Source organism: Frankia sp. Hr75.2, from assembly GCF_949319125.1.
In the GTDB taxonomy this organism is placed as follows: Bacteria; Actinomycetota; Actinomycetes; order Frankiales; family Frankiaceae; genus Parafrankia; species Parafrankia soli.
On the sequence record NZ_CASGGV010000321.1, the window covers coordinates 10723 to 25330 of the forward strand.

Annotated in this window: 14 protein-coding genes; 11 read left to right on the top strand and 3 right to left on the bottom strand. The window is 71.3% G+C overall.

Translation table 11 applies throughout. The features are described 5' to 3' along the window. Window positions 1–393: 393 nt before the first annotated feature. From ctaC to ctaF, 3 genes are read left to right on the top strand one after another with little or no spacing between them, the layout of a single operon-like run. On the top strand, window positions 394–1254 hold the full coding sequence (ctaC, locus tag AC559T_RS29035) for an aa3-type cytochrome oxidase subunit II (protein ID WP_071061947.1): 861 nt from the start codon (window positions 394–396) through the stop codon (window positions 1252–1254). After that, window positions 1251–2957 (top strand): aa3-type cytochrome oxidase subunit I, encoded by a 1707-nt coding sequence (gene ctaD, locus AC559T_RS29040; RefSeq protein WP_071061944.1) that lies wholly within the window; start codon window positions 1251–1253, stop codon window positions 2955–2957. Before ctaC ends, ctaD begins: the two co-directional genes overlap by 4 nt. Beyond that, complete coding sequence (gene ctaF, locus AC559T_RS29045; protein WP_020459410.1) at window positions 2954–3355, top strand: aa3-type cytochrome oxidase subunit IV; 402 nt, start codon at window positions 2954–2956, stop codon at window positions 3353–3355. The genes ctaD and ctaF overlap by 4 nt, the downstream gene beginning before the upstream one ends. A 130-nt stretch (window positions 3356–3485) precedes the next feature. Here ctaF and trpD read toward each other — a convergent pair whose 3' ends face one another. Both trpD and AC559T_RS29055 read right to left on the bottom strand, forming a co-directional pair. Continuing rightward, window positions 3486–4769 (bottom strand): anthranilate phosphoribosyltransferase, encoded by a 1284-nt coding sequence (gene trpD / locus AC559T_RS29050; RefSeq protein WP_498870739.1) that lies wholly within the window; start codon window positions 4767–4769, stop codon window positions 3486–3488. 111 nt (window positions 4770–4880) lie between these two features. Then, window positions 4881–5306 (bottom strand): response regulator transcription factor, encoded by a 426-nt coding sequence (locus tag AC559T_RS29055; protein WP_071061994.1) that lies wholly within the window; start codon window positions 5304–5306, stop codon window positions 4881–4883. Window positions 5307–5735: 429 nt separating this feature from the next. Between AC559T_RS29055 and AC559T_RS29060 the strand changes: the two genes are divergently transcribed. The 8 genes from AC559T_RS29060 (at window position 5736) to qcrB (ending at window position 12677) form a co-directional block, all read left to right on the top strand. Beyond that, window positions 5736–6161, top strand: a complete 426-nt coding sequence (locus tag AC559T_RS29060) for a Fur family transcriptional regulator (RefSeq protein WP_112105420.1) — start codon at window positions 5736–5738, stop codon at window positions 6159–6161. A gap of 33 nt (window positions 6162–6194) precedes the next feature. Next, complete coding sequence (locus tag AC559T_RS29065; RefSeq protein ID WP_020459414.1) at window positions 6195–6635, top strand: rubrerythrin family protein; 441 nt, start codon at window positions 6195–6197, stop codon at window positions 6633–6635. 209 nt (window positions 6636–6844) lie between these two features. Continuing rightward, window positions 6845–7441, top strand: a complete 597-nt coding sequence (locus AC559T_RS29070) for a DUF3501 family protein (RefSeq protein ID WP_498870810.1) — start codon at window positions 6845–6847, stop codon at window positions 7439–7441. Between the two features lie 102 nt (window positions 7442–7543). Then, window positions 7544–7942 carry an SseB family protein gene (locus AC559T_RS29075; protein ID WP_498870740.1) on the top strand — a complete coding sequence of 133 codons (399 nt, stop codon included), beginning with the start codon at window positions 7544–7546 and terminating at the stop codon, window positions 7940–7942. A 247-nt stretch (window positions 7943–8189) separates the two neighbouring features. Then, a complete protein-coding gene (gene ctaE, locus AC559T_RS29080) occupies window positions 8190–8828 on the top strand; it encodes an aa3-type cytochrome oxidase subunit III (protein WP_020459416.1) in 639 nt (212 codons plus the stop codon). Between the two features lie 5 nt (window positions 8829–8833). After that, window positions 8834–9718, top strand: a complete 885-nt coding sequence (gene qcrC / locus AC559T_RS29085; RefSeq protein WP_071061991.1) for a cytochrome bc1 complex diheme cytochrome c subunit — start codon at window positions 8834–8836, stop codon at window positions 9716–9718. Next, the gene (gene qcrA / locus AC559T_RS29090) at window positions 9715–11040 is read left to right on the top strand and encodes a cytochrome bc1 complex Rieske iron-sulfur subunit (protein WP_112105421.1); all 1326 of its coding nucleotides are present in this window, start codon (window positions 9715–9717) and stop codon (window positions 11038–11040) included. The genes qcrC and qcrA overlap by 4 nt, the downstream gene beginning before the upstream one ends. Further along, complete coding sequence (gene qcrB / locus AC559T_RS29095) at window positions 11037–12677, top strand: cytochrome bc1 complex cytochrome b subunit (RefSeq protein ID WP_020459419.1); 1641 nt, start codon at window positions 11037–11039, stop codon at window positions 12675–12677. The genes qcrA and qcrB overlap by 4 nt, the downstream gene beginning before the upstream one ends. Before the next feature lie 105 nt (window positions 12678–12782). Here qcrB and AC559T_RS29100 read toward each other — a convergent pair whose 3' ends face one another. Continuing rightward, the gene (locus AC559T_RS29100) at window positions 12783–14594 is read right to left on the bottom strand and encodes a DEDD exonuclease domain-containing protein (RefSeq protein ID WP_498870741.1); all 1812 of its coding nucleotides are present in this window, start codon (window positions 14592–14594) and stop codon (window positions 12783–12785) included. Between the last annotated feature and the right edge of the window lie 14 nt (window positions 14595–14608).

Here is a 14608-nt window from a genome sequence, read left to right on the forward strand (position 1 = left end):
CGAACAATGCGGGTGGCGGATACGCCCGCCGGGAGCTGGAACGCGCCCACGGCGCGCCCGCCGATCTGCCCGGATCAAGGGCTCTCCGGCCCGTCCAGGATGCCCCGCGGGTCGTGTCTCACAGCTCCGGACGGGGCCTGCGGCGAGAAGCTCGTCCGCTGCTGGGATACGCTGCTGCCGCACCATCTACAGCGTGTCGAAGACAGTCGGAAGACGAAGCAGCGAGGCCGGTTGGACCGGCCGGCCCGCGAAGCGTTTACGCGGTCACGAGGCGGTGGCGGGGCTCAGATCTCCTCCGCCGGCCGCGCGGCCGCTAGTCGTGGGAGGCAGGACCTGGTGAGGAGATCCTTCGGTCGGACCCGGCCGTCGCTCGCGGATGTCGAGGACACGCCGATGGCCCCGGCTGACACCGCGGACGCGGACGCGTCGCCGAGCCGTCGGGTTGGGCACCGACGGCCGCGCCGGCGCCGCGTCAATGCGCGCCTGGGCGCCACGCTGGTGGCCGTCGGCCTGCTGGCGACCGCCTGCGACGTCCCCAATTTCGGATTCCCGGACGGTGTGACCAACCACACCCCGCGGATCCTGAACATGTGGCAGGGCTCGGTGATCGCCGCCCTGGCCGTCGGTGTGTTCGTGTGGGCCCTGATCTTCTACGCGGTCGTCGTGTTCCGGAAGCGCAGTGACGTTCTGCCGCGCCAGGTCCGGTACAACCTTCCCGTCGAGATCCTTTACACCGTCGTGCCAGTCGTGATCGTGGCGGGCCTGTTCTACTACACCGCTCGCGACGAGTCCGAGATCACCAAGCTCTCGGACAAGCCCGACGTGACGGTGAACGTCATCGGTTTCCGGTGGAACTGGCAGTTCCAGTACCTGGACACCGGCAAGACCCCCGGCAGCAACCAGGTCGAGGTCACCGGTCGTCCCGGCGAGGCGCCGGTGCTCGTCCTGCCCGAGGGCCGGTCCGTCCGGTTCGTGCTGACGTCACCGGACGTGATCCACTCGTTCTGGGTGCCCGAGTTCCTGTTCAAGCGGGACGTCGTCCCCGGGCGGGTCAACCAGTTCGAGCTCACCGCCACGAAGACCGGGACGTTCGTCGGGCGATGCGCCGAGCTGTGCGGCACCGACCACGACCGGATGACGTTCTACGTCAAGGTCGTGCCGGGTGCCGAGTACGACCGCTTCATCGAGGAACGGGAGAGCGCCGCGATCAGCGCGTCGCCGTCCTCCGGCGTCACCACCGGGAGTGTCCAGTGACCCTTCTGCACGAGTCGCCCGCCGGGCCGGCCGGGCACGCCCATGAGCCGGTGAACCACGAGAAGCCGGCGATCGCGAACCTGCTCGGGTACCTGAGGACGACGTCCCACAAGGACATCGCGATCATGTACTTCCTGACGTCGTTCGCGTTCTTCGTCATCGCCGGCATCCTCGCGGTCTTCATCCGTGGCGAGCTGGCCCGCCCGGGGCTGCAGTACTTCTCCAACGACCAGTACAACCAGTTCTTCACCATGCACGGCACGCTGATGCTGCTGATGTTCGCGACGCCGCTGGCGTTCGCGTTCGCCAACTACCTCGTGCCGCTGCAGATCGGCTCGCCGGACGTCGCGTTCCCGCGGCTGAACGCGCTGTCGTACTGGCTGTTCCTGTTCGGCAGCCTCACCGTGTTCGCCGGGTTCCTGAGCCCGGGCGGTGCGGCCTCGTTCGGCTGGTTCGCCTACGCGCCGCTGAGCAACCAGCTGTACTCGCCCGGGGTCGGCTCCGACCTGTGGGTGCTCGGCCTGACGGTGCAGGGGCTCGGCACGATCCTCGGTGCCGTCAACTTCATCACCACGATCCTGTGCCTGCGCGCCCCCGGCATGACGATGTTCCGGATGCCGATCTTCTGCTGGAACCTGCTGGTCACCTCGATCCTGGTGCTGGTGGCGTTCCCGGTGCTGGCGGCCGCGCTGCTGGCGCTCGCGGCGGACCGAAGGTTCGGGGCCCACATCTTCGACGCCGAGAACGGCGGCGCGATGCTGTGGCAGCACCTGTTCTGGTTCTTCGGGCATCCCGAGGTCTACATCATCGCCCTGCCGTTCTTCGGGATCGTCACCGAGATCATCCCGGTGTTCTCCCGCAAGCCGCTGTTCGGCTACAAGGGCCTGGTGTTCGCCACCATCAGCATCGGTGCCCTCTCCGTCGCGGTGTGGGCGCACCACATGTTCGTCACCGGCGCGGTGCTGCTGCCCTTCTTCGCCTTCCTGTCGTTCCTGATCGCGGTGCCCACCGGGATCAAGTTCTTCAACTGGATCGGCACGATGTGGCGCGGGCAGATCAGCTTCGAGGCGCCGATGCTGTTCGCGGTCGGCTTCCTGGTGACGTTCCTGTTCGGTGGTCTCACCGGCGTGCTGCTGGCCAGCCCGCCGATCGACTTCCACGTCAGTGACAGCTACTTCGTGGTCGGACACTTCCACTACGTCGTCGCCGGCCTGATGTTCGCGGCCTTCGCGGGTGTCTACTTCTGGTTCCCGAAGGTCACCGGCCGGATGCTGAACGAGAAGCTGGCCAAGCTGCACTTCTGGACGCTGTTCCTGGGTTTCAACGCCACCTTCCTGGTGTTCCACTGGCTGGGCACCCAGGGCATGCCCCGGCGGTTCGCCGACTACGGCCCGAACGACGGCTTCACCAACCTGAACACCCTCGCGACGGCGGGCTCGTTCCTGATGGGCCTGTCCACGCTGCCGCTGCTGTACAACCTGTGGTACTCGTACCGCAAGGGCCCGATCGCCGCGGTCGACGACCCGTGGGGCTACTCCAACTCGCTGGAGTGGGCGACGTCCTGCCCGCCGCCCCGGCACAACTTCCGGTCGCTGCCGCGCATCCGCTCCGAGCGACCCGCGTTCGACCTGCACTACCCGGCGGTCGTCGGTAGGGCGGATTACCACGCCACACCGGAACTCGGTCAGGGAGCCGCGCGATGAAGGTAGAAGGCTTCATCTTCAACTTCTTCGGCTTCTTCGCCGGAGCGATGGCCCTGGTCTACTGGTTCTGGGCGAAGGACCCGACCGGGACGGCGGCGCTCACCCTGTGCGCGGGCATGGGCTTCCTCGTCGGCGGCTACCTGGTCTTCACCGGCCGGCGGATCGGCATGCGCCCGCAGGACCTGCCGGACGCGGAGGTCGCCGACGGTGTCGGGGAGCTCGGGCACTTCACCCCGGGCAGCTACTACCCGTTCTTTCTCGCGGCGAGTGCCGCGGTGGCCGCGATGGGGCTGGCCTTCGGTATCTGGATGACCATCCTCGGCGCGGTCCTGACGTTCACCTTCGCCGTGTGCCTGGTGATGGAGAACTTCTGGAACCCGCCGATTCCCGAGGACTGATCGGTACCACCGGTCCGCGCCGCCAACCGGCGGCGCGGACGCGTCAGGGGCCGCGGTTCCAGGTGATGACCTGGAACCGCGGCCCCTGAGTCGTTTTCGGGCGGGTGGGGACGGCCCTGACGGGGCCCTGCTAGACGGAGCCGCTCAAGCCCCGGGCCGTCGCCGCGAGCTGGCTGGCCTCGGCCCAGCGGCTCAGCGCAGCCGCGGCGGCACCGGAGTCGACGGCCTCGGTGGCGCGCCCGAGCTGGGCCGCGATCTGCTCGGCCACCGGGGCGTCGGTGGGGCCGTCCACCGCGACCAGGGTCGCGGCCGCGGCGAGCAGCACCGCGTCGCGGACCGGCCCGGTCTCCCCGCGCAGCACGGCCCGGGCCACGGAAGCGTTGTAGGCGGCGTCCGCGCCCCGCAGCGCGGTCGTGTCCGGCCGGGCGAGGCCGAGGTCGCGAGGGTCGAAGTGCTCCGAACGAACCCGGGAGCGGCGCACCGCCGCGGCCTCCGACGCGCTCCCGGCCACGGAGCCGGCCGTGGAACCCGGCGTGCGGCTGGACGTGGGGTCGGGCGCCTGGACGACCCACACGGTCGACGTGGTGGCCGTGGTGAGTTCGTCCAGTCCGTCGTCGCCGCGGAAGACGAGGCCCCGGGTTCCCCGCTCGGCGAGCACGTCGGCGACGACCGGGGCCAGCCGCGCGTCGGCCACGCCGATCGTCTGGGCGCCCGGCCGCGCCGGGTTCGCCAGCGGGCCGAGGATGTTGAACGCGGTCTGCACCCCCAGCTCCTTGCGGGTGGCGCCGACGTGCCGCATCGCCGGGTGGAAGACCGGGGCGAAGCAGAAGGCGATCCCCGCGGCGGCCAGGCACGCCTCCACTCCGGCCGGCGGCAGGTCGATGACAATGCCGAGCTCGGCCAGCACGTCGGCCGACCCGCTCGCCGACGACGCCGCGCGGTTGCCGTGCTTGACCACGGTGACCCCGGCGCCGGCCGCCACGATCGCGGCCATGGTCGACAGGTTCACGGTGTTCGAGCGGTCGCCGCCGGTTCCGCAGGTGTCGACCGCGGCGGCGCGCAGCTCCTCGCTGAGGGTGAGCGGCTCGGCGAAGCCGAGCATCGTGCGGACCAGCCCGCCGATCTCCTGGGCGGTCTCACCCTTGGCCCGCAGCGCCACCACGAAGCCGGCGATCTGGGACGGCGTCGCCAGCCCGCCCATGATCTGCTCCATGGCCCACGCCGTCCGGCCGGCGGTCAGCGCCTGCCCGGCGATCAGGTCGGTGATCAGATCCGGCCAGCTCTCGGCGGTGGCCCGGACCCTCCCGGCAGCGGTGACGCCCGGGGAGGGGGACTCGGCCGGGGAAGAGGCGGCCGTCGGGAGGGGGGAGGCCGCGGCCGTCGTCGCCCGCGGCTCCGAGGCGGTGCTCGTCATGTCGTGTCCGTCTGCAGTCGTTGTTCGCGTGGGTCCGGTGGCCGGGCACGACCGCGTCGTCGCGCCGGCCGGGTGGTTCGGTGCGGCCTGGTGGATCGGTGCTGCCGGGCGTCAGTGGTGCCGGACGTTGACCACCGGGCGCCGGACGGCGACTCCGCCGGCCCGTGCGCGCAGCAGCCCGACGACCGCGTCGGTGAGCTCGCCCGGGTCGATCGGGTGGCCGACCACCGCGTCCGCCTGCGACCAGGTGGCCAGCCAGCGGTCGTCGCGCCGGGCGACGAGCAGCAGCATGGGCGGGCAGTCGGCGACCTCGTTCTTGAGCTGCCGGGCCAGCCCCATCCCGCCGGAGGGGGTGGCCTCGGCGTCGAGGATGCAGAGGTCCGCCTCGCTGTGGTCGATGGCGTCGATCAGCGTCTCCGCGTCGGAGACCTCGACAAGCTCGAGCTCGTCGAGGTCGGGTGCGGGACGGCGCCCGAGCGCGGCCAGGACGCGCTCTCGGACGTCGGCCTTGCTCGCGTACACGAGGACGGTGCTCATGGCGTCCACGGGCCTCTCGATGGGCGACCGCCGTGGTCGGCGATCGGGAACGACTGCCGGTACCGGCACTGCGCGGGCACCGGTCCCCGCCGGGCGGCCCCGGGCGTCGCCGCGGAGGCCCGGCGCGTGGCGGCGGGTGTCGCACCGTCCCGGTATCCGTCCCGAAGGCTATCTGCTCGCCGCCCGCCAGGCGCGACGCCATCCGGCTTCACGGGACGCGACGGGCGGTGGGTACGGTCATGCCGTTCGGGGGCGGACGCCCGGGGGGTTTGCCATCGGGTGGTGATGCACGCGATACTGAGACTCGTTCTCAACGTTTGTCCGAGCGCCAGTCCCGACGTTCGCCCGTTGCCGCGGACACACCGACACACGGCACCGGGACGCGGGACGAACGCCCCGGGCGGCGCCGACCGATGACGGACGTGATCGATGCCGGAGCGGACCGAACTACGTCTCACCCCCCAGCGCACCCGTGTGCTGGAGGTGCTGAAGGCCGCCGAGGACCATCCGACGGCGGCGGAGGTCTACGAGCGTGTGCGACTCGCGGCCCCCGGGATCGGCAGCGCGACCGTCTACCGCGCCCTCGCGTTGCTTGTCGAGACCGGGCACGCCCTCGAGCTCAACCTCGGGGACGGCGCGGCCGCCAGGTACGACGCCAACACCAGCCGGCACGACCACGCCGTGTGTGAGCGGTGCGGCCGGGCCGCGGACATCGACCACCCCGTCCCGGACGGCATGGTGGCCGAGATCGCGCGCCGGTCCGGTTTCACGATCACCGGGTACGACCTGCAGTTCAGGGGCCTGTGCCCGGAGTGTCAGACCGCCGGCGAGGGCAATCGCCCGGGCCGACGGTAGGACCCGACACCCATCACGTAGGAGGAGTACCGCATGCCGAAGCTTGACGGCACCAAGACCCACGAGAACCTCAAGGAGGCGTTCGCCGGCGAGAGCCAGGCCAACCGTCGTTACCTGTACTTCGCCCGCCGTGCGGACATCGAGGGCCTGACCGACGCGGCCTCCCTGTTCCGCGACACCGCCGAGGGCGAGACCGGCCACGCGTTCGGGCACATGGACTTCCTCGCCGAGGTCGGCGACCCGGCGACGGGCGAGCCGGTCGGCAACACGTCGAAGAACCTCGCCAGCGCCGTGGCCGGCGAGACCTACGAGTTCACCGCGATGTACCCGGGCTTCGCGAAGACCGCCCGCGAGGAGGGCTTCGAGGAGATCGCCGACTGGTTCTCGACGCTGGCCCGCGCCGAGAAGACCCACGCCGGTCGCTTCAAGAAGGCCCTCGACGCGGTGGTCGCCGAGGAGACCGCTGACGCCTGAGCGGCGCGCGGAGCGGGCCCGGGGTCACCCCGGGCCCGCCACCCGGCCCTCTCGGGGCCCCCGGGCATCCGGCACCTCGGCAACACCCGAAAGACCGTTACACCCGGTACATCCGGTACTCCGGGGATACACCCAGTACGGCCGGACGGCCGTCGAGGTCGATGCGTCCTCGCGACGGGGAGGGAGCCAGCACGATGACGCTGCGCACGATGGCGTTCACCGCCGCCGACATCACCACCGACCACACGGCCTACTCCGCCCAGCGGGTCCAGGCCCGCTCGAGGATGCTCCCGATCCGCGCCGAGCGGCGCGTCCGGGTCGGTGACATCCTGCTCTTCGAGTTCGAGAACGCCGAGACGCTGCGCTACCAGGTGCAGGAGATGGTCTACACCGAGCGGCTCACCGCCCCCGGGGAGGTCGCCCACGAGGTCGAGGCCTACTCGCGGCTGCTGCCGTCCAGCCACGCCCTGACCGCCACGATGTTCATCGAGCTCAACCAGGTCGAGGCCGTGCGCGACGAGCTGGCCCGTCTCTCCGGCGTCCAGCACCGGGTGGCGCTGGAGATCGGCGGGGTCACCGTGCCCGCCGTCGAGATCCCGGGCGTGGACGAGGACCCCGATCAGCCCAGCGAGACGGTGTCGGTCCACATGCTCCGGTTCCCGCTCACCGACGGCACCAGGGACGCGTTCCGCGACCCGGAGGTCACCGTGGAGCTGGTGGTCGATCATCCCGCCTACAGCGACGCGACCCCCATCGTCGGCGCCGTCCGCCGGAGCCTGATCGCGGATCTCGCGCTGCCGAGCTGACGGCCGCGGCCGCCCATCTCGGGCCGGAGCCGGGTACACGCGGGCGGAGCCGGGTATGCGAGGCCACAGAAGGCACGACTCCCGGATCGACAGGAGCCCGCTGTGACCGACGACGCCAACGACGGGACGACCCGGGCGGGCAATGCCCTGCACCGGCTCGCGCTTGACCACGACGACTCGGCCGCCCTGGGTGCCCTGGCCACCTCCGACGTCCTCGTTCCGGACGTCAGCGACCCGGCCAGGGACAACGGCGATGCCCGTGTGGTGCGGCTGCCCGTCGCCGAGCAGCCCGACGGCCAGCAGTTCGTCCCCACCTTCACCTCGGAGCGGCGCCTCGTCGACGCGCTGCCGAGCGTCGGGCGCTACCGCCGGGTGCCACTGGCCGCGCTGCTGCGGACGTGGCCCGCCGGTGATCTCATGCTTGCCGTCGACCCCGGAACGGAGGAGGGGATCGCCCTCCCCGCGGAGGGTGTCCGGGCGCTCGCCGCCCTCGCGGACTGAGCCGTCCGGGCCACCCTCGGCGCGCCGCCCCGCCCTGGGTGAGGGACACAACAACGGGCGGGTTCCCGGGTTACCACCGGACGTGGCCGGCGTCTCGTCAGGTACCAGAACCTGCGTATTAGCAGGAGCTTCGACGCTGAGGAGCAAAATTTCCGGCCGCGCCGGGCCGCGATCCGGGCGTCGTCGACGCCGTGTAGTCCTACCGATTGTCGAACCTACGGTGGCGCGTGCGGCGTCACATGCCAGAATGACCGTCGTGGCCTCAGCCCCTGTCCTCGAGAAGGCTCCTCCAGCGCACCCGGCGGCCAACCGTCCCTCGATGGTCTCGGTCGGCACAGTGGTGTGGCTGTCGTCGGAGCTGATGTTCTTCGCGGCCCTGTTCGCGATGTACTACACGATCCGCTCGGTCAACAGCGGCAACTGGCCGCCGGTCACCGGCGACCCGGCCGGGTCCGAGATCGGGCCCGTGCACCTGCACGTCGCCTATGCGCTGTTCTTCACGGTGATCCTGGTCCTATCCAGTGTGACCTGCCAGCTCGGGGTCTTCGCCGCCGAGCGCGGCGACGTCATCGGCCTGCGCCGCTGGTACCTGATCTCGCTGCTGATGGGGATCGTCTTCGTCGGCGGCCAGGCCTGGGAGTACTTCAAGGAGAACGAGTTCACCCTGGCGTCGCACGGCTACGGGTCGGTGTACTACCTGACCACCGGCTTCCACGGGTTGCATGTGATCGGTGGGCTGGTCGCCTTCGTTCTGGTGCTGGCCAGGTCGACCTACGGGCGGTTCACGCCTGAGAAGGCGACGTCAGCGATCGTCGTGTCGTACTACTGGCACTTCGTCGACGTCGTCTGGATCGCCCTGTTCGCCACCATCTACCTCCTCCAGTGAGCGACATGACCACATCCAAGGCATCCGGAGCCGCGGCGTCCCCGACCTCGTCCGCGGGCGAGGCCGGCAGACCCCGGCTCATCTCGGTGAGGAACGCCGGGCGATCCCGGTCGACCTCCGCGCGCCGCCGACGGCGGTCGTCGTCCATCGTTCTTCTCCTCGGCCTGCTGGCGACGGGGGTGATGTGGACGGTGCTCGCTCCAGGCGGCAACGCGACGGAGACGCCGGACGCCAACGAGGCCGTGCGCCAGGGCCGCGCCCTGTTCCTGCAGGGTTGCGCGACCTGCCACGGGCTGAACGCCCAGGGCTCGACCGAGGGCCCGAGCCTGATCGGCGTCGGCGCGGCCGCGGTGGACTTCCAGATGTCCACCGGCCGCATGCCGCTCGCCGCGCCGGCGGCCCAGGCCGACCGCAAGCCCCCGTCGTACTCGGAGACCCAGATCGACCAGATCGCGGCCTACGTCCAGACCCTGGGCGGCGGTACGCAGGTGCCCGAGCTGACGGAGGCGGATCTCAACGACGCCGACCTCGCCGAGGGCGGTGAGCTCTTCCTCGCGAACTGCGCCCAGTGCCACCAGGCCGCCGGCGCCGGCGCCCCGCTCACCTACGGCAAGTTCGCGCCGTCGCTGAGCCAGGCCACGCCCGAACAGGTCGTCGAGGCGATGCGGACCGGCCCGGAGTCGATGCCGGTGTTCGGTCCCGGTCAGATCAACGATGACGAGGCCGTCGCGGTCGCCGCGTACGTCCGTCACCTCCAGGACACCCCGTCACCCGGTGGTTCCTCGATCGGTAAGTACGGGCCGGTCCCGGAGGGCCTGGTCGCGTGGGTGATAGGCATCGGCGCGCTGCTCGGCGTCTGCCTCTGGATCGGAGCGAGGCAGAAGCTGTGAGCGCCAACCAGGGCCTGACCGGGCCGGAGTCCGCGGACGGCGGCGAGCTGCCGCCGGACTCGCCGGAGCGGCGCATGCACTACGCCGGCTATCAGGGAGAGCCGGCCGACAAATCAGACCAGGACTCGATGAGCAGCATTTTCAAGAGGACCAAGCACCCGGTCGACACGGCCGGGCGCCCCAAGGACGCCACCGACCCCCGGGCCGGCGGCCCCGACGTCCCCGACGCGGGGCACGACGGGCCCGAGGTGCTCGGCACCCCCCCGCACCAGACCGACTCCTCCCGTATCCCGGAGACGACGGTCATGCGCTCGGGCGGGACGTCGACCCTGACCGCACAGGGCGCGGGCGGCGGCGCCGGTGGGGGAGTCACCCCCCGGGCCCCGCACTCCGCGGAGTACGACCGGCGGGCCTCCCGGCGCGCCGAGCGGCTCATCGCCTTCTGGTTCACCATCTCGGTCGTCGGCACGGTGGGCTTCATCGTCACCAACTTCGTCGGCGACAAGCACAAGCAGTACTACACCCCGGCGATGGGCAGCGCCCTCGGCCTGGCCGTCGGCGGCCTCGGCATCGGCATGATCCTCTGGGCCAAGCGCCTGATGCCGCACGAGCAGGCGGTGCAGGAGCGCCACGAGTTCACCTCCTCGCCGGAGGAGATCGCCGTCACCGAGGAGGAGGTCGCCCTCGGCTTCGCCGACACCGGCCTCGCCAAGTACCCGCTGCTGCGGCGCAGCCTCCTCGGCGCCGGAACGGTCCTCGGTGGCCTGCTCGTGGTCCCGCTGCTCAACCTGACCAACAGCAAGCCCGGCAAGAAGTTCGACCACACCCACTGGGTCAAGGGTGCTCGGCTGGTCAACCTGCAGGGCCGGTACGTCAAGCTCGGCGACATCGCGATCGGCGGCATCGAGACGGTGCTGCCGGCGGTGCCGGTCAAGGAGTCCGACGGCAGCATCTCCTACGAGCCCAAGCTGGACATCCACAGCAAGGCCGACAGCACCACGATCCTCATCCGTCTCGAGCCCGGCCTGAACAAGCCGCGCGAGGGCCGTGAGAACTGGGCTGTGGACGGCCACGTCGCCTACTCGAAGATCTGCACGCACGCCGGCTGCCCGGTCAGCCTGTACGAGCAGCAGACGCACCACCTGCTCTGCCCCTGCCACCAGTCGGTGTTCGACGTTCCCGACGGGTGCCGGGCGATCTTCGGGCCGGCCAGCCGCTCGCTGCCGCAGCTCGCCATCGCGGTGGATGACGAGGGCTACTTCATCGCCCGTGACGGGGACTACACCGAGCCCGTCGGCGCCGCGTTCTGGGAGCGCTCATGACCGCCGAACCCGCCTCCGTGACCACTCCGAAGTTCCAGAAGCGGCCGACGCCGGCGCGCAAGGCCAACCGGGCCATCGACGAACGGTTCGGGACGCAGGCGGCCATCCGCCGCAACCTGAACAAGGTCTTCCCGGACCACTGGTCGTTCATGATCGGTGAGATCGCGCTCTACAGCTTCGTCATCCTGCTGTTGACCGGGATCTACCTGACCCTGTTCTTCGACCCGTCGAACGTCGAGATCATCTACAACGGCTCGTACGTGCCGCTCAAGGGCGTCGAGATGAGCCGGGCCTACGCGTCGACGCTGGACATCAGCTTCGACACGCGGGCCGGCCTGGTGTTCCGGCAGATCCACCACTGGGCGGCGCTGATCTTCGCCGCCTCCATCGTGGTGCACCTGCTTCGGGTGTTCTTCACCGGCGCGTACCGCAAGCCCCGCGAGGTCAACTGGCTGATCGGCGTCGGCCTGCTGATGCTGGCCCTGGTCGAGGGCTTCGCCGGCTACTCGCTGCCGGACGACCTGCTCTCCGGCACCGGTCTGCGGATCGCGGCGTCGATCGCCCAGTCCATCCCGATCATCGGGACGTGGGCGTCGTTCCTGGTGTTCAACGGCGAGTTCCCGGGTGAGAACTTCATCCCGCGGCTCTACGTCGTGCACATCCTGCTCGTGCCGGGCGTGCTGCTCGCGCTGATCGGCGCCCACCTGGGCATCCTGTGGCACCAGAAGCACACCGACTTCCCCGGCCCGGGCAAGACCGAGCACAACGTGGTCGGCCACCGGGTGTTCCCGGTGTTCGCGGTGAAGTCCGGCGGCTTCTTCATGCTGACCTTCGCGGTGCTCGCGCTGCTGGGCGGCCTCGCCCAGATCAACCCGATCTGGACGTTCGGCCCCTACGACCCGGCCAAGGTCAGCTCGGCGTCCCAGCCCGACTGGTACATCGGCTTCCTGGACGGCTCCACCCGGCTCATGCCGCCGTGGGAGTTCCGCGGGTGGGGTCACACGATCCCGCCGCTGCTGTGGCCGACGGCGGTCCTGCCGGGCGTCCTGTTCACGCTGCTGGCGGTCTACCCGTTCCTGGAGGCGAAGTTCACCGGGGACAAGGCGTCGCACAACCTGCTGCAGCGCCCGCGGGAGGCACCGACCCGCACGGCGCTCGGCGCGATGAGCATCAGCTTCTACCTGGTGCTGTGGATCTCCGGTGGCAACGACATCATCGCCCACACGTTCAGCATCTCGCTGAACGCGATGACCTGGGCGGGCCGGATCGGGCTGATCGTCGTGCCGCCGATCGCCTACGTGGTCACCAAGAAGCTCTGCATCCACCTCAACGAGCGGGACGCGGAGATCGCCGCGCACGGCATCGAGACGGGCATCATCCGCCAGCTGCCCAACGGCGAGTTCGTCGAGGACCACCGGCCCAAGCCGCCGGCGGTGCCCGACTACCCGGTCGTGCCGAACGACCGGTTCGCGCTCACGGCCGGTGACGGCCACGGCAACGGGACCGGCCAGCACGGCACGGGCCTGGCGCGCCGGGCCGGCAAGGCCGTCGGCGGGTTCTTCACCGAGGAGTCGGAGAAGCCGGCGGACGGCGAGGGCGCAGACTCGGCGGTGGGCGGCGGTCAGACCAAGCACTGAGGTAAGCCACCAGGCTCGACCCGGAGGCACACTCGAGAACAGGCACGCTGAAGCACCGAGGGGCCGTTCCCGTCATCGACGGGGGCGGCCCCTAGCGCTGCGACCCTAGCGTTTCCGCGGCTCGCGGCCGCTCCGGCCGCTGCTGGGCGCGCGCCCGCGTCGGGTGTCGGTGGGGGAGTCGAACCCGCGGTCGAACCCGCTGTCCAAACCGCCGTCGAAGCGGACGTCGAACCGCCGCGCCGCGCGGATCGCGCCGTGCGCCGGCCAGCTCCACTCGCCGTCCAGCCGGACCAGGCGCACGCCGGGCCCGGCCAGCCACCGCCCGATCCGCTCCGTCTCCTCGACCGAGGCGCACGGGGTGGGGCCGGGCAGCGGTCGGACGGTCTCCGCGCTGGCGACCACGGCGTCGACCCAGGGCCTCGGGTCGGTGCCGCGCGGCACCGACGCCGCGGAGACCAGCCGGCCACGGCGGACGACGGCGAGATCCCACCCGGCGTCGGCGGTCGGCGCGGCGGCGACCAACTCGTCGACGCAGGTCAGCGCCGTCAGCCGCTGCATGCGCGCGACGGCCCGCACGTAGGCCGCGAGCCGGTCACGGACCCCGGCGGCCTCCTCGTAGCGCTGGTCGGCGGACAGTCGCGCGATGCGCCGCTCCAGCACGTCCACGACGGGCCGCGGATCGGCGGTCATCGCGCCGCGCGCCGCGGCGACGTGTTGGCCGTACTCGGCGACCCCCTCCCGGCCGTCGCACGGCGCGCCGCAGCGCCCCAGCTCGGCCAGCGCGCACGCGGCCGTCGGACGGCGCGGCGAGAGCCGGGTCGAGCACTGGCGCAGCGGGATCGCCTCCAGCAGCGCCGTGGCCGCCGACTCGGCCGCCGCCGCGCTGCCGAACGGCCCCAGCGACGTCACACCGTCGCCGACGGAGCGGACCCGGGAGAGCCGGGGGAACGGCTCGTCGGTGAGCCGCAGGTAGACGGCCCGCTCGGGGAACCGGGAGCGGCGGTTGTACGGCGGTTTGTACTCGGCGATCAGCCGCAGCTCGCGCACCTCCGCCTCGAGCGCGTGCGCGCACTCGATCGCGTCGACCCGCTCGGCGATCGCGACCATCTCCGCCATCCGGGTGCGGGGCTCGCTGGCCGTGAAGTAGGTACGCACCCGGGAGCGGACCGACCGGGACGTGCCGACGTACAGCGGGCGCCCCGTGCCGTCGCGGAACACGTAGACCCCCGGGCCGGTGGGCAGGTCGTCGGCGAGGTGCCGCTTGCGCCGCTGGGCGGGGGAAACCCGCGCGCTGTACTCGTGCAGATCCTCGATCGTGGTGACACCCAGGTTGCCCAGCCGCTCGAACAGCCCGTGCAGGACGTCCACCGTCGCGCGGGCGTCGGCCAGCGCCCGGTGGTTCGGCTGGGTCGCGCTACCGAAGAGGGCCGCCAGGGAGGACAGGCGGCAGTCGCGGGTCTCGTCGCGGCTGATGACGCGGCGCGCGATCCGCACCGTGTCGAGATGCTCCCAGGCCGGGGCCGGGTAGCCGCACGCCGTGGCGGCGGCGCGCAGGAAGCCGAGGTCGAACGGGGCGTTGTGAGCCACGAGCACCGCGCCCCGGGCGAACTCCAGGAACGTCGGCACGACCTCGCCGATGCCCGGGGCGGTGGCGACCATGGCGTCGGTGATGCCGGTGAGCACGGAGATGAAGGCCGGGATGGGGGCCGACGGCCGGACCAGGCTCGACATCTCACCGAGGATCTGGCCGCCCCGAACCCGCACGGCGCCGATCTCGGTGATCTCGCTCGTCGCCGGCGAGCCGCCGGTGGTCTCCAGGTCGACGACGACGAACGTCAGGTCCGACAGCGGCCGGCCGAGCTCTGCCAGGCTGGCCTGGCGCGGCACGCCGCCGGTCGGCGCAGGGACTGGGCACACGGCGACACCCTAGG